Source organism: Erythrobacter ani (genome assembly GCF_019204025.1).
Taxonomy (GTDB): domain Bacteria; phylum Pseudomonadota; class Alphaproteobacteria; order Sphingomonadales; family Sphingomonadaceae; genus Erythrobacter; species Erythrobacter ani.
This window is the reverse complement of the sequence record NZ_JAGSPB010000002.1, coordinates 1,165,671-1,184,167: the sequence shown is the minus strand read 5'-3', so window position 1 is coordinate 1,184,167 and position 18,497 is coordinate 1,165,671. Positions and strand designations below refer to the sequence as shown.

Here is an 18,497-nt window from a genome sequence, read left to right as displayed (position 1 = left end):
AATATATATTATCATTCTTAAGGCAAGGCATGCGATACGGCTCCCCTAGCAACCCGGAAACCGAACAAATCCGTCGATTGCAGGATATCATGGCACGCCTGCGCGATCCGGCACGTGGATGCGAATGGGATCTGGCGCAGGACTTCTCAAGTATTGCCCCTTATACCATTGAAGAAGCTTACGAAGTTGCCGATGCAATCGAGCGCGGCGATATGCACGACCTGAAGGATGAGCTTGGCGATCTGTTGCTTCAGGTCATCTTTCACGCCCGCATGGCCGAGGAAGCCGGTGCGTTTGCATTCGACGATGTTGCACGATCGATTAGCGACAAGATGCAAAGCAGGCATCCGCATATCTTTGGCGACGAAGGCGGACAGATGGAAGACACGCGCTGGGAAGCACTCAAGGAAGCCGAACGTGCCGAGAGAGGCGCGACTAGCGCGCTAGACGGTGTTGCATTAGCCCTCCCGGCATTGATGCGCGCTCAAAAGTTGCAAAAACGTGCGGCACGGACGGGCTTCGACTGGCCCGATCCATCAGGCTCAGAATCAAAGATTACCGAAGAAATAGAAGAAATTAAAGCTGCGACCTCAGATCACGACAGGATCGAGGAAGCGGGCGATCTTCTGTTCGCAGTAGTCAACTACGTGCGCGCCCACGGTGTTAGCGCCGAAGATGCGTTGCGCGCTGCCAATGCGAAGTTTGAGCGCCGTTTTCGTGCGATGGAGGATATGGCGAACGGAACCTTTCCCGAGCTAGATCTAGCCGCCCAAGAACGTCTGTGGCAGGCGGTGAAGCAAGCGGAAACGTAAACGAATTCAATCGGCTATCGTTGTATACTGACCCAATTCCTTTGGATTGAGGCGGACGGTCAAACGCCGAAGCGGGCCGCGCTCTCCCTCCCCTGCATCAGCATCTTCTATGACATCGCCGTGAGCATGCAGCCACGCCATGCGGCGCCCGTCGCTTACCGGAATTGTCACTGTTACTTCCGTGGCCTTTTTTGTCAGCATTTCAGCGATTTTGGCATTGAGTGCATCGATGCCGGCGCCGCTAAGTGCAGAGATGACCGCTGCGCCTTGAGCGCTTGCCAGCTCCTGTAATTCGGCGCGCTCCTCAGAGCCGAGAAGGTCGACCTTGTTCCATACCTCCAGAATAGGAATCTCGCTTTCACCGGTGTCGGGATCGACGACATCGAGATCGGCCAGGACTTCCATCACCTGCTTTTTCTGAGCCGCGTTCGCGGGGTTCGCCATATCCCGCACATGGCAAATGATATCAGCTCCCGTCACTTCTTCGAGCGTTGCACGAAAAGCGGCGACCAGCTGGGTTGGAAGATCGGAAATAAAGCCAACCGTGTCGGAAAGGATCGCCTTTTCCACGCCGGGCAGGCTTATCGCGCGCATGGTCGGGTCGAGCGTCGCAAACAGCAGGTCCTCCGCCATGACTTCAGCGCCAGTCAGCAGGTTGAACAGCGTCGATTTCCCGGCATTGGTATATCCGACCAACGCGATAACCGGCCAAGGTGCCCTTCCCCGCCGTTCACGGTGTAAGGTGCGGGTCTTGCGGACTTGTTCAAGTTCTCGTCTGAGCCTGCTCATCCGTTGACGGATCATGCGCCGGTCGGCCTCGATCTGTGTCTCACCCGGACCGCCGAGGAAGCCAAAGCCGCCGCGCTGCCGCTCGAGATGGGTCCAGCTGCGCACGAGCCGGCTTTGCTGGTAGTCGAGATGTGCCAGCTCGACCTGTAGCCGGCCTTCGGCTGTGGCTGCCCTCTCGCCAAAGATCTCGAGGATGAGGCCGGTTCGATCGATGACCTTGCGCTTGAGCTTTTCTTCGAGATTACGCTGCTGGATCGGAGACAGCGCGCCATCGACGATGACCAGCTCGCATTCGTATTGCTCACACCACGCGGCGATGTTCTGGACCTGCCCAGACCCGAAAAGTGTGTTCGGCTGCATCTGCCTGATCGGCAGGATCTCGGAATGGCCGATCACCACGCCGATCGCGAGGGCAAGTCCCTGCGCCTCTGCTAGGCGCTCAGGCGCATCGAGGTCATAACGCAGGCTGCGGATGTCCGGACACAGCACAAGGGCCCGCGCACCGCGGGTCACCTCGTCCATCAGATCGTCATCGAAACTCAGTCGCCTGCCCCATATTCATCGCCAAAATCGGCGTCATCGTCATCACTCAGATCGACAGGACTGGCAGGCTGGATTGTCGAGACCGCATGTTTGTATGCGAGTTGCACCGCGCCGTCTCGTTCGAGCAGCATGCAGAACAGGTCATACGCCGCGAGGCGTCCCTGCAACATGACCCCGTTTACAAGGAACATCGTGACCTGAACGTTGCTCTCACTGACACGGTTTAGGAAAACATCCTGCAGCAACCGCTGCTTCTTGTTCCCCGCACGCGTCTGAAACTGCTCTGCGTCGAGCGATTGGCCTGGCATAATTGTGGAAATGGCATGCTTGTAGACAAGCTGTGACTGTCCGTCGCGGCGGAGCAGGATCGAAAAATTGTCGAACCACGTCACGATGCCCTGAAGCTTCACGCCCTTGACGAGAAACATCGTCACCGGCGTCTTGTTCTTGCGCAGCAAATTAAGGAATGCGTCCTGCAGGTTGCCCTGCCCGGCCCCGTTACCGCCTGTTTGCCTGCCACCCTGACGGGTAGGCGTGGCAGTGTCTTCAGTGCTTGATACTGGACGTGGAGAGAGAGTCCGTCCATTCGACATGTTTCATGCTCCTGTTTTATTGGCGGCCGCTTTTACGGTCCGCAGAAAAGGCAAATGCCAGCAACCCTCCTGCTTGAATGTCTTTTTTCTTATAATGGGGAATATTCCAGCGGGCGGCAACACTTCAATTTTCTGTGCCATCAAGCGGTGTAAAGAAAGCGCTATTCTTTACGCGCATTTTCCCGTCGTTCTGCCATGCCGAGCAGCTTAAGTTTGCGGTGGAGCGCAGAACGCTCCATGCCGATAAAGGTAGCGGTTTTCGAGATATTCCCCGAGAACCGCCTGATCTGGATCGTGAGGTACTCGCGCTCGAAACTTTCCCGCGCCTCGCGCAGAGGAACACCCATCATGGCCGAAAAGCCTTGCCCCGACGCAGCGAGGCGCCCGCCGGTGACCTCGGCGGGTAGCATATCGGTTTCAACCTCGGTGAGACGATCGCGCGGGGTCATGATGATGGTCCGCTCGATAACGTTGCGCAGTTGGCGGACATTGCCAGGCCAATCATAGGCCTGCAGAGCGGCCATCGCTTCTTCGGAAATCCTGGGAGGAGTCAGACCTTGATCATTCGAATACCGTGTGAAAAAGTGTTCCGCCAATGCCGGGATATCGTCGCGTCGCTCGCTCAATGAAGGAATCGCGACGGGCACGACATTGAGGCGATAGAACAGGTCTTCGCGGAAACGATTTTCCTCCATTTCAACCGCCAGATCGCGGGTCGTGGACGACACCACCCTGACATCCACTCCGATCTGGCGTGTTCCGCCGACGCGCACAAAGCTTTGCTCCGTGAGCACACGGAGAATGCGCGCCTGCGTCGAGAGGGGCATGTCCGCCACCTCATCGAGATAGAGCGTGCCCCCATCCGCCAGCTCCAGCAGCCCTGGCCGGACCTGCTTGCCGTCAGCCTCTTCCCCGAACAATTCCTGTTCGAACCTCTCGGGCGTGATCCGGGCTGAATTGACAAGCACGAACGCGGCTTCAGACCGGCCGCTCCAGGTATGGAGCAAGCGCGCTGCCACTTCCTTGCCCGCACCCGCAGGCCCTGAAATCAAAACGCGGCTGCCCGTATTGGCAACCCGTTTCAGGGTCGCACGGACTGCGTTGATCGCAGAGGAATTGCCGGTGAATTCGGCTTCGCTCCAGCTGCTGTCCCGGAGACGATTGTTCTCGCGCCGCAGCCGCTCGGTTTCGGTTGCGCGCTCGACGAGCAGCAACAGCCTTTCCGCTTCGAAAGGTTTCTCGATAAAGTCCATCGCGCCGCGGCTCACGGCTGAAACCGCGGTGTCGATATTCCCGTGACCAGAGAAGATAATGACCGGCAGATCCGGTTCCCGCGTCTTGATCGCATCGAGAAGCTCCAGCCCGTCCATCTCGCTGCCATGCAGCCAGACATCGAGCAGGACGAGACTGGGGCGGCGCTCGTCGATGGCGGCGAGCGCGCTCGTGCTTTCCGCTGCAGTGCGGCACTCGTAGCCTTCGTCTCCCAGAACTCCGGCAACAAGATCGCGGATATCGCGTTCATCGTCGACAATCAGGATTTCGAGCGCCATGCGAGGCTCCTTAGGGGTCTTGAGGCTGAGGGGGGCCGGCGACGCTTCATGCGAGCTCTCCGGCTGAAACTTGAGGATCGCGGGCGAATTGCAAAGTGACGCGCGAACCGCCTGTGTCTGTGCTGGCGAAGCTCATCTCGCCGCCATGCTCATCGACGATCTTGTTGACGATGGCCAGGCCAAGACCGGTACCTTTCTCGCGCGTGGTCATATAGGGTTCGGTCAGGCGGTCGCGGTCCTGCGGCAGGCCGATACCATTGTCCTCGACCTGAACAGCGATCATTTCGTCGTCGCCGGTAATGACGACCGATATCTGTCCAGCGTATACATCGTCAGCTTCAGCAGCGCGTGCCTCGATCGCCTCGACCGCATTCTTGAGAACGTTGGTCATCGCCTGACCCATCTGGTGCCGGTCGCAGCTGATACTCCGCTGGTCGAGCTGGCCCGCCGATACGCTGAATTCGATACCGGGATGTGCGACCTCCTGGAGAAATACCGCTTGCCGCACCAGATCGACCGCATCCTCTGCGCGGAAAACCGGTTTCGGCAGCCGCGCGAACGACGAAAATTCATCCACCATCTTGCGCAAGTCACCGACCTGGCGAACGATGGTGCTGGTCAGCTCATCAAACAGTTCTCCATCGGCCTCTTCGACCTGCTTGCGATAACGTCGCTTCAGCCGCTCGGTCGCGAGTTGGATCGGTGTAAGCGGGTTCTTGATTTCGTGTGCAATGCGGCGGGCGACATCGGACCAGGCAGCTTGCCTCTGATCGAGCAATTGCCGCGTGATATCTTCAAACGTGATCACATGCCCGCGGCTTCCCGGTGCGACTTTGACCGCAAGCGTGAGAAATTCGCTCCCCTTGGCATGGCTGACAATGGCGCGTTGCTGTCCCGCTTGAACCATCTGGCATATTTCGGGAGAGAGTGTGTCAAGCGACTGGCCAACGAGATCGTCTGCTCCTTCCTCTCCGAGCAACACCTGCGCAGATTCGTTCATGAGCATGACGTTGCTGTTTTCATCGACCGAAATGACACCAGCGCTGACCGATTCGAGCACAGCCTCCATGAACGCCCTGCGGTCGTCGATCTGGCGGTTCGCGCTCACAAGCGCTTCGGTTTGTTTCTCCAACTGCGCGGTCATCCGGTTGAACGCGCGGTTCAGGAGACCGATCTCATCGGCTCCCGTCCTGCCCTCTACCCTGAGAGCGAAGTTGCCTTGCCCGACTTTCCGCGCCGCCCCGACCAAATCGGTGAGCGGTTCTACCTGCCGGTCGGCAAATCGAAGGGCAAACCAAACTGCAATGCAAACCAACAACAGGCTCACCACGACAAGCGCCGCGTTGAACCGTAACTGCAGGGTACTCGATTCATCGGTCAGAGTTTCGTAAGCCGATGCGACCGCCTGTGCGCGCGTCCATGAATTGAACATGGTCGCCTCAGTATTTCGCGCATTGTAGAGATAGATCCCGCTATCGCGGTCGATCGCGGCGAGCGCAGCGATCCGATCCGGGCTGCCTCGCACGACCACAAATTCCCCGTCATCCAGTTGGGGCAGGACCTCTTCACTGAACTCGATCGGGCGATTGTCTGCGAGCAGTTCGTATGTCGCGGCGGTACGAAGGCTGCCGTCTGCGAGGCGCTGCAGGATAACGCTTTCGGAGATGTCCCGTGACTGCGCCTGAAACGCGTAAAAATCGGCAAAGTCCTGCTCGGTGATCGGCACCCGTTCAAGAATCACGCGCATGTCGCTCGCCATAGTGATGGTTTCATCTTGCACGTCACGCTGGTTCGCGTCGTAATAGCTTTGCGCCAGTTCGTTGGCGTTTTCCATCAATCCGCGAGATTCATCCGAATACCAAAAATCGACCCCGGTCTGGAACAGGAACGCCGCAAATCCCGACACCAACAAGGTCGGGACGGCGGCAACCATCGAGAAGAAGAAGACAAGACGTACGTGAAGCCTGGCAGTGCTGCCGGCCGCCCTTTTGAGTGCGAGCCGGCGACCGCTTAGAATGAGAAGCCCCATCGCCGGGACCAGAACCGACATCAGCAACAAGGTCACTTCCATCGGTGAGGCGAGCTCGCCCTGCTGCGCATCGCCCGAATAGGCGAAGTAATTGGCGATGATGGCCATGATCAGCGAGGCCACTGCCAGAACTTCGAACAGACGGTAAACATTGGCGCGCCGCGACGACACGACAAACTGCCTCCACCACCGGGGTAACTGTCGCGGTGATTGGGACTGGGATGGTGACGCGGTACTGGCCATCGTTGCTGAGTTACAACGCGAGTGTTGCAATTATGCAAGAGGTATTCGTTAGTTAGACCCGGATTGTGCGTTAAAGCGGTCGTGCGAAGCGATCAGGTTCGATCCCGAGTTCACCAATCCTCTTCCTCAGCGTGTTCCGATTGATGCCGAGCAATTTCGCCGCGCGAAGCTGATTGCCGCTCGTGCGACCCAGTGCATGCTCGATGAGCGGCTTTTCAAAGGCGGCGATGGCTTGCGCATAAACCGCACCCGCTGGAGGATTCTCCGCGTCGAGCCACACGTCGAGCGCTTGCGCGATTCCGCTTTCCGATCGATCCTCTCCCTGACCGATAGGGAGCTGCTCATTGCCCAAGATGTCCGAGAGACTGCTGGGATCGATCACATCATCCCTGGCCATTAGGACGAGCCGGTAGACCACGTTGCGCAACTCCCGAACATTGCCGCGCCAATTGCGCGCCCTGAGCAATTCGAGAGCGTCGCTGGATAACTGGCGGCGCGGCAGCCCTTCTTCGACCGCTTGCGACAGGAAGTGCTGGCACAGCACGTCAATGTCTTCCCTGCGGTCGCGAAGTGGCGGCAGCTCGATGGGAACGACATTGAGCCGGTAATATAGATCTTCCCGGAAGGTACCCGCGGAGATCATGGGGATGAGGTCGCGATTGGTCGCGGCAACGATGCGGACGTCGACCGCGATTTCCTGCCGCCCTCCGACCCGCCTGATCCGGCCCGATTGGAGCGCGCGGAGAAGCCTGGTCTGGGCCTCCGCCGGCATGTCACCGATTTCGTCAAGAAACAGCGTTCCGCCATTAGCCTGCTCGAACTTCCCGATGGCCTGGGCAACCGCACCAGTAAACGCGCCTTTTTCGTGGCCGAACAATTCACTTTCGATGAGATCGCCAGGAATGGCTGCGGTGTTTACAGCCACAAAGGGTCCCGACCGGCGGCTCCCGAGCTGATGGATCGCTTCGGCCACCAGCTCTTTCCCCGTCCCGCTTTCTCCAGTGACCAAGACGGTGAGATCGTTCCGCAGGACCCGCGTAATCATCCGGTATACACTCTGCATCGCCTGGCTGCGGCCGACCAGCGGCATCCCGTCGTCTTCGGGATGATCGGGCATGCTCGCGCCGCTTGCAGTCTCGCCGCATGCCTGCTGCACTGCCTGAACCAGCTCGTCGAGATCGAACGGCTTTGGAAAGTATTCAAACGCGTCACTGTCACTCGCCCTGACAGCCGTATCGAGCGTGTTCTGCGCCGAAAGCACAATCACAGGCATGTTCGGCGCGGCTTTGCGAACCCTGTCGAGGCTGGCCAATCCGTCGCCATCTTCGAGCATGACGTCGGTCAACATTACGTCGAACGGATGCCCTCGCAGCCACCCATCACGCGCGGCAATACTGGTACAATGCTCGATCCGGAAACCTTCATCCTCCAATGCGGCAGTGATGACTGTCGCGATTGCGGAGTCGTCCTCAACGAGCAGCACGTTTCCACCGCTGGCTCGACGCATCAGGACTTCCTCTCGGTGTGCGAAGCCTGCGGAAGGTGGAGGCGGAAATGGGTCCGCCCTGCCCGAACATCCCGTTCGTGGCTAACGCTGCCATTCATGTCCCTCACCAGTTTTCTGACCAGAGCAAGCCCCAAGCCCTGTCCTGACTTCTTCGAAGAGACAAACGGTTCAAACACATGATCGCGCAAAGCCTTATCGATACCGCCGCCGTTGTCCGTGACGGTAATCTCGATCGGCAATCTCACCGCCCGGCCGAGACGGATTGCGCTGAACGCTAGCCCGCTGACAAACCGGGTCTGCACTGTAATTTGTGGGGTATCCTCGGCGCCAGCAGCTGCATCGCGCGCATTCGAAATGAGGTTGATGATAACTTGCTCCAGCGCGTCGCGATTGGCCAGAACCGGGGGAAGAGAGGGATCAAACTCCTCAAGGATCTCGACCTGCCTCGCTCCGGCGGCGCGTACCGTTGCGATCGCGCTCCGGATGGCTTCGTGGGGATTGACCGGTGCTACGGGCTCGGTCTGAGTGCTGCCCAATTGTTGCATCCGGTCGATTAGCCGCGCGATCCGATCGACTTCGTCGGTGATCATCCGGGCTAGCTTCTTGTCTTTCTGGGGAAGCTTTCGCGCAACGAGCTGCCCTGCCCCGCGAATGGCCGAGAGCGGGTTCTTGATCTCGTGCGCGAGGATCGAAGGCGCGCCGATGGTCGCGCTGAGTTCTGCCTCTCTCGCGGTGTCTTCGTGGGAGACCTCCGAGATGGTAACAACCCTCCACCCAGGAAAGCCGCCAAGCGGAGAAACGGTCAGGTTAACCCGCGTTTCCGCATCTCTCGCCTCGATCCGAATGTCGCGTGCGACCAACGCCGCATCGTTAACCGAGAGCTTTTGCACCACCCGCTCTTCTAAGCCGGTGAGAACCTCCGAAACACTTCGTCCGGTCAGGCGTTTAGAGCTCTGGCCGAGGAGATTTTCCGCAGCATGATTTGCTTCTGCAATGCAGCCGTCGGGGTCGATCAGAACCATCGCAAAGATCAGTCCCCCGATTTGCGCATCAGCTGATGGCTTTTCCATCATGTGTGCGTGCACGTTTGAAATGTTCGCAGCCGGCCCATTCGCGACCTCGTCTGAAGCCACTTCAAGCGGCCCGGCGATGCAGGAACGGTTCGTAAAAGCGCGCGATCTCGCCGAGCACTTCATCGGGATCATCGATGAAATTCGCCTTGTTCCTAAACTCAGCCGAACCATGCATACCCTTGGTATACCAACCGAGATGTTTGCGAGCGATCTTGGTACCGACATCGCGCCCGTAATGATCGAGCATCCGGTTATAATGTTCGATGAGTACGCGGTATTGCTCGTCGAAACTGGGTGTGGCTATCGTCTCACCTGTGCGCCACCAGTGCATGACTTGGCCCAGCAACCAGGGTTTACCGTAGGCGCCGCGACCAATCATCAAACCGTCTGCCCCCGATTGTTCGAGCGCTTTTGCCGCGTCGTCGATCGTGCAAATATCACCGTTTACGATCACCGGGATCGAAACGGCGTCCTTTACCTTCCGGATGAAAGACCAGTCGGCGCTGCCTTTATACATCTGGTTGCGGGTGCGGCCGTGAACCGTAATCATCTTGACGCCGAGATCCTCGGCGATACGCGCCATTTCGGGGGCATTCAGGCTCGAATGATCCCAGCCCATCCGCATCTTCACCGTCACCGGCACGTCGACGGCCTTGACCGTCGCTTCCATCAGTTTCGTCGCAAGCGGAACTTCCCGCATAAGTGCAGAGCCGGCGAACTGGCCAACCACTTTGCGCACCGGGCAGCCGAAGTTGATGTCTATGATCGCGGCGCCGTTTCCCTCCTGCAGCTTGGCAGCTTCCGCCATGCTGCCGGGGTCGCAGCCGACAAGCTGCATGGATACCGGCTCTTCGATCTGGTCCCAGGCCGTTTTCTGGATGGATTGGCGTGTCTCACGGATGGCCGCTTCGCTAGCGACCATCTCGGTCACATTCAGACCGGAGCCATAGCGCCGGACAAGCGTGCGGAACGGCATATCGGTCACGCCGGTCATGGGCGCGAGCAGAACGGGCTCCGCGATCTCGACCGGGCCGATATGGATCGGCTTGATCGCCGGAGGAATGGGGAGCGCAGTCATTTCATCAGTGCCTAAATTATGGGCAGCGCATAGTGGATTGCGCATTGGGCGTCCAGACCCTAAGCGCGGGGCCGCAATGGCCAGTGAGACCCCCCTTCCCGCATTTTCCGCGATCATCGTCGCTGCTGGAAAGGGTTTGCGAGCCGGGGGCGATACACCGAAACAATTTCGCAAATGGCGGGGAAAGCCCGTTGTCATGCACTCCGTCGATGCGCTCAACGCCGCTGGATGCGGTTCGATCGTCATCGTCGCGCCGCCTGGATTGCATGCGGAGGCGCTCGCTGCGGCGGGTGAGCCGGCGAATGCGGTGACCGTAGACGGCGGCGTCACCCGGCAGGAATCGGTCCGCGCAGGACTTGAGCGAATCGGAGAGAAAAAGCCTGAGCGCGTGCTGATCCACGATGCGGCGCGACCCGATTTGCCAATGGCAGTGATCGAGCGGTTGCTTGCAGCACTCGAAACACATGCCGGAGCAATTCCCGCCCTTCCCGTAGTGGACAGCCTCGCGGTTTCAGACAGCAACAGTACAATGACGGGCAAAGCCGACCGCGAGATCTTGCGCCGGGTCCAGACCCCTCAGGCGTTCCGTTATGCCGATATCGTTGCAGCGCACCGATCATGGACGGGAGCGCTCGATGCCGGCGACGATGCGCAGGTTCTTATGGCAGGCGGGGGTTCGGTCGCTCTCGTGCAAGGTGACGAGAGGCTGAAGAAGATGACCTTTGCACAGGATTTTGCTGACGGCAGGACGGTTGCCCAATTCCGCGTTGGACAGGGTTACGATGTGCACCGCCTGCAGGCTGGTGAAGAATTGTGGCTGTGCGGGATCAAGCTCGAATATGACATGGGATTGGCCGGACACTCCGATGCCGATGTCGCGCTGCACGCCATCACCGATGCGGTGCTAGGGGCGATCGGCGCGGGCGATATCGGAACGCATTTTCCGCCGAGCGATCCGCAATGGTCGGGTGCCGCGTCGGGCCAGTTTCTCGAGCATGCCGTGAAGCTTGCCAATGATGCAGGATATACGCTTGGCAATCTGGACGTCACCATTATCTGCGAAGCGCCCAAGATCGGACCGCATCGGCCCGCAATGCGCACTGAAGTCGCACGCCTGACGGGCCTGGCAGAAGACGCCGTAAGTATAAAAGCAACCACAACCGAAAGGCTCGGCTTTACCGGGCGCGCCGAAGGTATAGCTGCGCAGGCCATAGTCGGGCTGTGCAAGCTCGGCTGAAGGGATCACCATGACCAAACAACTCCTCCCCGACGATATTGACGAGCTGGCGGCGCGCGTCGTCGCCGAAAACGAGGCCGCAGGCCGCAAGATTGCCTTGGCTGAAAGCTGCACCGGCGGGCTGGTCGCTGCCGCGATCACCGAAATAGCCGGCTCCTCATCCGTGCTCGACCGCGGCTTCGTAACCTATTCCAACGAGGCCAAGATGGAGTCGCTTGGCGTGTCGCAGGACATCATCGAAACCTTCGGTGCTGTTTCGATCGCGTGCGTCTGGGCGATGGCGACCGGGGCGTTGAGAAACTCCAACGCCGACGTCGCAGTAGCGATCAGCGGCGTTGCCGGACCGGGCGGCGGAACGCAGTTGAAGCCGGTGGGAACGGTCGTTTTCGCGCGGGCCTATCGCAATCAGGATGGCGAGCCCGAGGGCGAACTCAAACATTTCGACGGACAGGGCGATGCAGTAAATGGGCTGAGCGAGCGCGCGTCAATTCGGCGTCAGGCGACGCTCTGTGCACTCGAGCTGCTGCTGCCGTAAAGTTCGTGCGCGCGCTGTTCGAAAGCAGCGACCATTTTGCGGAAGGCCCGTTCGAAATATTGTCCGGCGAGCGCCTGGAACACGCGGTTCTTGAATTCGAAATCGACGAAAAAATCGATCTCGCACGTGCTTTCATCGACCGGACGGAAGGTCCAGATGTTGTCTAGGTCCGAAAGCGGCCCGTCGACATAGTGTACGTCGATTTCGCGAGGACGATCTTTCGAAACCCGCGATGTGAACTTTTCCCGGATCGACTTGAACCCGACGACCATGTCGGCGACCATTTCGGTTTCGCTATCCGAGCGCACACGGGTCGCGATGACCCAAGGAAGGAACTCGTTATATCGCTTAACATCTGCCACCAGATCGAACATCTGCGTGGCGCTGTAGGGCAGCCGCCGAGTTTCTCGAATACCTACCATCAGGGGTCCAGGCGATCCCTCTTGCGGTGTTTCTCTTCGCGCGCAGCCTTCATGACGGCGAAGTCGTCACCCGCATGGTAGCTTGACCGGGTGAGCGGGCTTGATGCAACCTGAAGGAAGCCTTTTGCGCGCGCGATGGAACCGTAGGCATTGAAGGCTTTCGGGGTGACGAACTCCTCAACCGCCGCGTGCTTCGGCGTGGGCTGGAGGTACTGGCCCATCGTGATGAAATCGACCTCTGCGCTGCGCATGTCATCCATCACCTGGTGTACTTCGAGCCGCTGTTCGCCAAGGCCCAGCATGATGCCGGACTTCGTGAAGATCAGAGGATTGTGCGCCTTGACCTCTTCAAGCAGGCGTAGCGACGCATAGTAGCGCGCTCCCGGCCGGATCGTAGGATAAAGACGGGGCACGGTTTCAAGGTTGTGGTTGTAAACATCGGGCCCGGCTGCGCAGATCGCCTCGACTGCGGCACGCATCTTGCCTCGGAAATCGGGTGTGAGAATTTCGATCGTCGTATCGGGGGTGTTGCGGCGCAGCGCCTCGATCACCTTTACGAATTGCCCTGCCCCGCCGTCGGGCAGATCATCACGGTCGACGCTCGTGATGACGATGTGCTTCAGCCCCATCTTGGCCGCCGCAATTGCGGTGTTTTCCGGCTCCATCGGATCGACGGCGCGGGGCATCCCGGTCTTCACATTGCAGAAGGCGCAGGCCCTCGTGCACACGTCGCCAAGGATCATCACGGTCGCGTGCTTTTGGGTCCAGCACTCACCGATATTAGGGCACGCCGCCTCTTCGCAAACAGTGTTCAGATTGAGCTCGCGCATCAATCGGCGCGTCTCGTGATACCCCTCGCTTACAGGCGCACGCACGCGGATCCAGTCCGGTTTACGTTGCCGCGGCGGACGTCCGTTTTCGGGCTTCGGCGAGTTCGCGAGATCGTTCATCCGCGATCATTTAGGCGGCCTCAGCCTTCGCCGCAAGCCGATCTGCTAGTCTGCAGGGTCTATTCGGTGGCAGTCTCGGAAATATCGATGGGAATGCGTTCCCCGGTGATGGGCTCGGCTGGGGCAAGCAGATCTTCCTCACCGTCTTCCAAAGGCCGCATCTCGATCACGAAATCGCGCTCGTCGAGCGACATTACCCCACCCTTACCATCCGCGAGCTGGGCTGCGGCAGTCAGAAGGATGCTGACCGGATCCGGATCAATCGCCTCGACGGCGTTTGAGGCCGCTCGCCGTGCGATCCGTGCATCGGATACGCTGCTCGTTACGGTGAATCGTTCGGTATGATGGCCATCCATCGCGACCGTCACCTCACCGCCTTTGGCGCGCAGGAGCGGCAAGTAGCAGGGCGTTGTACAACTTTGTCCGTAATTCGTGCTCGCGGTCGCGCCTGTCGGGGCCGTAACAATGTAAACTGTTTCAGAGGGGGCCAGGCCGTGCCCTTTCACGAATTGCTTCTGCGCGCATCCCGAAAGCGCGACACTGACGAAACTCAAAACTGCAAGCGACCGATAGTTCATGTAAAGCTCCCCTTTTCAACAGGATACAAAAGCGTCCGCTTGTTTGAACGAGAAATGAACCCCGGAAATACTCTCAATTGTTGACGAGGACCGGTAAGCTCCGTTTAAAGGCCGCGTCCGGATGCGGTCGTATCTGAGTGCGATCTACGCCGGGTTTGCTAAGGGGACAGCCTTGTTCGAAACTGCGATCCAGACTTTCACTTCGCCTGTCGTGCTGTTTTTTGTCCTTGGATTGCTTGCAGCCTTTGCCAGGTCCGATCTCGCCATCCCCGAGTCGATTGCGAAAGCGATGTCTCTTTATCTTATGGCAGCCATCGGCATTAAAGGCGGCGTCGCAGTAGCCAAGTCGGGCATCGACGCGACGGTCATGTCGGCATTGGGTGCAGGTATCCTTGCAGGATTTCTGCTGCCTTTCTTTGCCTACGCCGTCCTCAAGACTTTCGGAAAGCTCGACCGCATCAATTCGGGAGCGGTTGCTGCACACTACGGCTCCATCAGTGTCGTCACCTTCGTGACCGCGGTTGAAATCCTCACGGGCCAAGCGCGTGAGCCGGGTGGTTACATGGTTGCTGTTATGGCGGCGATGGAAGCGCCTGCAATCCTATCCGGTCTGTTGCTCGCCCGTGGGCTGGGCAGCAAGGATGAGGGAAGCCAGAGCACTGGCGAGATGTTCCATGAAGTTTTCACCAATTCTTCAATCGTCCTGCTGCTCGGCGCATTCGCCATCGGCATGATCGGCGGAGCCGAAGGCTTCGCGCCGGTCAGCCCGTTCTTCGAGGCAGGTTTCAAAGGCGTGCTGTGCATCTTCCTGCTGGATATGGGACTGATTGCGGCGCGCAGGGTGATGGATTCGCGTTCGATTACCTGGCGCCTCACCGCGATCGCGATTTTTCTGCCGCTGGTGAACGGCGTTGTCGGAACCGCACTCGGGGTAGGTATCGGCCTCGACGCCGGCTCTGCCGCTGCGCTCGGAGTGCTGTGCGCTAGCGCCAGTTATATCGCAGTGCCCGCGGCAATGCGTCTGGCGCTGCCCGAGGCCGATCCTGGCATCTATCTGACGATGTCGCTGAGCATCACTTTCCCGTTCAACGTGCTCATCAATATTGGCATAATCAGCGCGTTCGCAGCTTATCTGACAGGCAATGGAGGGATCGCGCCATGATCGAAACTGTTATTCGCAAACGGATCGAGATCCTCGCCGACACACAGCTGCAAAAGCGGGTTACTTCCGCCATTGATAAAGCCGGCATCACAGGCTGGACGATCGTGCCGGTTACGAGCGGCAAAGGCCGCGAAGGTCCATGGCGCGAGGAACGCGTTATGGGAACAGACAAAGTGCTGATCCTGACAATTGCTGCGGAAGGCAAGGCCTTGGCTCTTGCCGAAGATCTTGCTCCCATGCTTACCAAGTACGGCTTTATTCTCAGCATGTGGAACGTTGAGGTAATCCGGGGAGAGCGCTTCTAGCATCAGGCGCGCTCACCGACAGGAGGGGAAACCAGATGCCGGAATTTGCTGAGCTGCTTAAAGGTTATCGCCGCTTTCGCGAAGAGACCTATCCGCGTCAAAGAGCGCGCTTCGAAGAAACGATTGCCGAAGGACAGCATCCCAAGCTGATGATAATCGGGTGTTCGGATAGCCGTGTCGATCCGGCCCAGATTTTTGACGTCGATCCTGGCGAAATCTTCGTCGTGCGAAATGTCGCCGCGCTGGTGCCTCCCTTTGAGCAGAAGCCAGGGCTGCACGGCGTTTCTGCGGCTGTCGAATTTGCCGTACAAATGCTCGAGGTGAGGCAGATCCTGGTCATGGGCCATGGCCGCTGCGGTGGCTGCAAGGCAGCGCTGACCGGCAGTTTCCTTGAGAAAAATCCCGGCGAAGGCGGCTTTATCGCGAACTGGATCGAGTTGCTGAGTGAGGCGCGGGAGCCTGTCGCGCGCAAGCATGGGACCTCCGGCCGAAAGGCCGAGCTGGCGATGGAGTTCGCCGCGATCCGCCAGAGCCTTTCCAACCTGCGGACCTTCCCGTGGGTGCTGGAGAAGGAAGCCGTCGGCGAATTGAAACTGCGCGGCGCGCATTTCTCGATCAAGGAAGGCGTGCTGTATTCGCTTGATGAGGAAACCGGCGAGTTCCTGCCCGAAGATTGAGCGGCGATCCTGAGGCTTGGCGTGATCCAGGTGCTGCGCGCCTTGCAAACGCGAGACTAGAGCTTCATTGAGCTTCGATGTCGACAACCGAACTCAAAAACATCGCCCTTCTTATCGACGCTGACAACACGTCACCGCAGGGTATCGACCCCGTGCTGACGGTCATGGCCGAGCTGGGCCAGGTGAACATTCGCCGTGCTTATGGAAATTTTGCCAAGGACAATCTTTCTCGATGGGACAAGATCACGAACAAGTTCGGTATCCGTCCGCAGCAGCAATTCGACGTGTCGAAAGGCAAGAATGCGACCGACATGGCGATGACGATCGACGCAATCGACCTGCTTTATCAGGGCAAGGTTGACGGCTTCGGCATTATGACCTCGGACAGTGATTTCACGCCGCTCGTTACGCGCCTCAGACAGGACGGGATTCTGGTTTATGGCTTTGGCGAGAAGAAGACTCCGCCTGCCTTTCAGGCGGTCTGCACCCGGTTTCTGTACATCGACGAACTGATTGCCACGACTTCGGACGATAACGGAAAACCGAATACGAAACGCGGATCGAAAGCGGAAATGGTCGATCTCAACGATCTCGTGCTTGCCGCCTACCGCGAGGCGAAGCGCGACGATGCGGGTTATGCGAAACTCCAACAGGTCGGACAGATCGCCGGTAACCGTTCAAGCTTCGATGTCCGCAATTATGGATTCAAGAGTCTCTCTGAACTCTTTGGTTCACTTGAAAATTTCAAGCTCGAACGCCGAGATGACAACCAGGTCTATGTGAAGCGGTTACATTAACCCGCTGCCGCATTGGTGATATGAAAAAGGGGCACCGAGATTTGATCTCAATGCCCCTGATTTTTTCAAGAAGTGGCCTGGATTAGTTCGTAGCGTCGGCTACCTCGCCGATGCTGGCAGTCGCGCTCGGCGCGCTCATTTGATCGGCATACGCAATCCACAGCTGCGCAATCGGAGCGCGGAGACCTTCGACCTTTGCAAGCGTCGTGCGAGCCGCATCGTATTGACCCAGACCAACCTGAGCCATGCCAAGCCTCGTCAGCGCTTCGCCGTTGTCGACCCCCGGCATTGTCAGTGCTTTCTCATAAAACTTGGCCGCTTTGGCATATTCGCCATAGCTGTAGAACGCGTCGGCTGCGGCTGTTACCGTCCGCAACTGTGCGCCCGCCGCATCCGCGTCGGTTTCCAACGCCGGCAAATCGGCGCGATCGGTAGCGATACGGCCATTGGCTGTCGTGAGAGCGTCAGCGACGAAGATATCGTCACGGCTCACAGCGTCGGCCGAATAAGCTTCCTCGATCACATCCTTCACTTCCTTGGGAAGGCGCCGGGGATCGGCTGACTCCACGTAGTAGATATAGTCCTGCTTATCCTTGAGTGCGTCGACAGTTCGCGACAGACGCAGCAGATCGAGCATCTGCGGAGCTTCATAGGAATTCAGGTTACGTGTCAGGTTGATCGCATCGCGCCAATTGTCCGAAGACGGGAACTCTGCAATCCAAAGGGTCGCAAAATCATAGACCTGCGGAACGATCTCTTCATTGTAAGCGACAGTCAAACCGCGGCGATACCATTGTTCTGGCACGTCGAGGCCCTGACCGGCTCGTGCAGCGATCGCTTGTTCGAGGAAGCTTAGCCCCTCGACATTTTGCCCGGCTGCGAAAAAGTTCTCAGCCATGGCGATCTGCAAATCGGCGTCGGAGATGTCGGCGGTCGCGAAGTTGTTATCGATCGCGCCCTGCAGATAGGTCCGGGCTTTGCCAAAATCTTCCATCGCGTTGGAAAGCTGGTACGCGATGAAGTTATAGCGTCCTACCTGCTCTGCGGGCACCTTACCGCTCGCGAGCATCAATTCCATACCTTGAAGCTGGAGCGGGCGATCGCTCAGCTTGATGCCCGAATTGAAGATCAGGCCGCCTGCGGCGATCTTCTCGTCATTCGTGTTCGAGAGCGGAACGAGCCCCTCGAGCTGTGATTTGTACGGAGCGACATCGGCACCCTCGGCCTGAAGAGCTTCGTTCAAAGGTTGGTAGGCAGCGCGAAACTCATCTGAGTAACCGCCCCCGTCGCCTTCCTTATCTTTCTTCTTGCGCTGTGCCTGCGCTTCAGCGGGATAGACAGCGGTGGCGATAACGGCGGAGCCGGTTGCCAAGGCGATGGCCAAGGCGAGATTCGAGCTACGCTTGCGCACGTTGAAAAGTGTCATTCGAAATGTCTCCTGCGGTATTTTTTTGCCGCGCCTGTTTCACTCTACGGTTCGCGGTCAGATTAAAGCCTCATGCGCTTTGAACGTCTGCGCACAGATTTGCAATTCCGCCTAGGTGAACCGGGCTGAACGGCCTTTGAATGGTTTTCTGAAAACGGATCGAGCGCCTGCTGGTTCCGGTATTGCTATCG

The 18,497-nt window shown here is 58.6% G+C and carries 18 protein-coding genes; 7 read left to right on the top strand and 11 right to left on the bottom strand.

All coding sequences use genetic code 11. The features are described from left to right. The first annotated feature begins 29 nt into the window (after positions 1 to 29). Entirely contained in the window at positions 30 to 812 is a 783-nt protein-coding gene (gene mazG, locus KCG45_RS12730) for a nucleoside triphosphate pyrophosphohydrolase (protein ID WP_218317690.1), read from the top strand. 6 nt (positions 813 to 818) lie between these two features. On the opposite strand, the gene hflX is transcribed toward mazG, so the two are convergent. The 7 genes from hflX to dusB all read right to left on the bottom strand — a co-directional run bounded on the left by hflX (position 819) and on the right by dusB (position 10,217). After that, entirely contained in the window at positions 819 to 2,123 is a 1,305-nt protein-coding gene (gene hflX / locus KCG45_RS12725; RefSeq protein WP_218317565.1) for a GTPase HflX, read from the bottom strand. Positions 2,124 to 2,140: 17 nt separating this feature from the next. Beyond that, positions 2,141 to 2,737 carry an RNA chaperone Hfq gene (gene hfq / locus KCG45_RS12720; RefSeq protein ID WP_218317564.1) on the bottom strand — a complete coding sequence of 199 codons (597 nt, stop codon included), beginning with the start codon at positions 2,735 to 2,737 and terminating at the stop codon, positions 2,141 to 2,143. Between the two features lie 161 nt (positions 2,738 to 2,898). Beyond that, a complete protein-coding gene (ntrX, locus tag KCG45_RS12715; RefSeq protein WP_218317563.1) occupies positions 2,899 to 4,287 on the bottom strand; it encodes a nitrogen assimilation response regulator NtrX in 1,389 nt (462 codons plus the stop codon). A gap of 46 nt (positions 4,288 to 4,333) precedes the next feature. Next, positions 4,334 to 6,559, bottom strand: coding sequence for a sensor histidine kinase (locus KCG45_RS12710; protein WP_218317562.1), 2,226 nt, complete (start codon positions 6,557 to 6,559; stop codon positions 4,334 to 4,336). A gap of 70 nt (positions 6,560 to 6,629) precedes the next feature. Beyond that, complete coding sequence (locus KCG45_RS12705) at positions 6,630 to 8,066, bottom strand: sigma-54-dependent transcriptional regulator (RefSeq protein ID WP_218317561.1); 1,437 nt, start codon at positions 8,064 to 8,066, stop codon at positions 6,630 to 6,632. Further along, positions 8,066 to 9,139, bottom strand: coding sequence for a two-component system sensor histidine kinase NtrB (locus tag KCG45_RS12700; RefSeq protein WP_218317560.1), 1,074 nt, complete (start codon positions 9,137 to 9,139; stop codon positions 8,066 to 8,068). The genes KCG45_RS12705 and KCG45_RS12700 overlap by 1 nt, the downstream gene beginning before the upstream one ends. Positions 9,140 to 9,200: 61 nt before the next feature. After that, entirely contained in the window at positions 9,201 to 10,217 is a 1,017-nt protein-coding gene (gene dusB, locus KCG45_RS12695) for a tRNA dihydrouridine synthase DusB (protein WP_218317559.1), read from the bottom strand. Positions 10,218 to 10,293: 76 nt separating this feature from the next. Between dusB and KCG45_RS12690 the strand changes: the two genes are divergently transcribed. Further along, the gene (locus KCG45_RS12690; RefSeq protein WP_218317558.1) at positions 10,294 to 11,454 is read left to right on the top strand and encodes a bifunctional 2-C-methyl-D-erythritol 4-phosphate cytidylyltransferase/2-C-methyl-D-erythritol 2,4-cyclodiphosphate synthase; all 1,161 of its coding nucleotides are present in this window, start codon (positions 10,294 to 10,296) and stop codon (positions 11,452 to 11,454) included. A gap of 10 nt (positions 11,455 to 11,464) precedes the next feature. Further along, positions 11,465 to 11,989, top strand: a complete 525-nt coding sequence (locus KCG45_RS12685; protein ID WP_218317557.1) for a CinA family protein — start codon at positions 11,465 to 11,467, stop codon at positions 11,987 to 11,989. Here the strand turns inward: KCG45_RS12685 and KCG45_RS12680 are convergent. From KCG45_RS12680 to KCG45_RS12670, 3 genes are read right to left on the bottom strand one after another with little or no spacing between them, the layout of a single operon-like run. Further along, positions 11,950 to 12,411: a type II toxin-antitoxin system RatA family toxin gene (locus KCG45_RS12680; protein ID WP_218317556.1), complete on the bottom strand. Its 462-nt coding sequence runs from the start codon at positions 12,409 to 12,411 to the stop codon at positions 11,950 to 11,952. The genes KCG45_RS12685 and KCG45_RS12680 overlap by 40 nt on opposite strands. After that, complete coding sequence (gene lipA / locus KCG45_RS12675; RefSeq protein ID WP_218317555.1) at positions 12,411 to 13,361, bottom strand: lipoyl synthase; 951 nt, start codon at positions 13,359 to 13,361, stop codon at positions 12,411 to 12,413. Before lipA ends, KCG45_RS12680 begins: the two co-directional genes overlap by 1 nt. A gap of 59 nt (positions 13,362 to 13,420) precedes the next feature. Then, entirely contained in the window at positions 13,421 to 13,939 is a 519-nt protein-coding gene (locus KCG45_RS12670; RefSeq protein WP_218317554.1) for a hypothetical protein, read from the bottom strand. Positions 13,940 to 14,060: 121 nt separating this feature from the next. Between KCG45_RS12670 and KCG45_RS12665 the strand changes: the two genes are divergently transcribed. The 4 genes from KCG45_RS12665 (at position 14,061) to KCG45_RS12650 (ending at position 16,880) form a co-directional block, all read left to right on the top strand. Then, positions 14,061 to 15,101, top strand: a complete 1,041-nt coding sequence (locus tag KCG45_RS12665; protein WP_255548170.1) for a sodium-dependent bicarbonate transport family permease — start codon at positions 14,061 to 14,063, stop codon at positions 15,099 to 15,101. Next, the gene (locus tag KCG45_RS12660; protein ID WP_218317553.1) at positions 15,098 to 15,406 is read left to right on the top strand and encodes a P-II family nitrogen regulator; all 309 of its coding nucleotides are present in this window, start codon (positions 15,098 to 15,100) and stop codon (positions 15,404 to 15,406) included. The genes KCG45_RS12665 and KCG45_RS12660 overlap by 4 nt, the downstream gene beginning before the upstream one ends. Positions 15,407 to 15,441: 35 nt before the next feature. Continuing rightward, positions 15,442 to 16,083 carry a carbonic anhydrase gene (locus tag KCG45_RS12655; protein WP_218317552.1) on the top strand — a complete coding sequence of 214 codons (642 nt, stop codon included), beginning with the start codon at positions 15,442 to 15,444 and terminating at the stop codon, positions 16,081 to 16,083. 77 nt (positions 16,084 to 16,160) lie between these two features. Further along, on the top strand, positions 16,161 to 16,880 hold the full coding sequence (locus tag KCG45_RS12650; protein ID WP_218317551.1) for an NYN domain-containing protein: 720 nt from the start codon (positions 16,161 to 16,163) through the stop codon (positions 16,878 to 16,880). 82 nt (positions 16,881 to 16,962) lie between these two features. On the opposite strand, the gene KCG45_RS12645 is transcribed toward KCG45_RS12650, so the two are convergent. Next, positions 16,963 to 18,306: a tetratricopeptide repeat protein gene (locus tag KCG45_RS12645; protein WP_218317550.1), complete on the bottom strand. Its 1,344-nt coding sequence runs from the start codon at positions 18,304 to 18,306 to the stop codon at positions 16,963 to 16,965. Positions 18,307 to 18,497 lie beyond the last annotated feature (191 nt).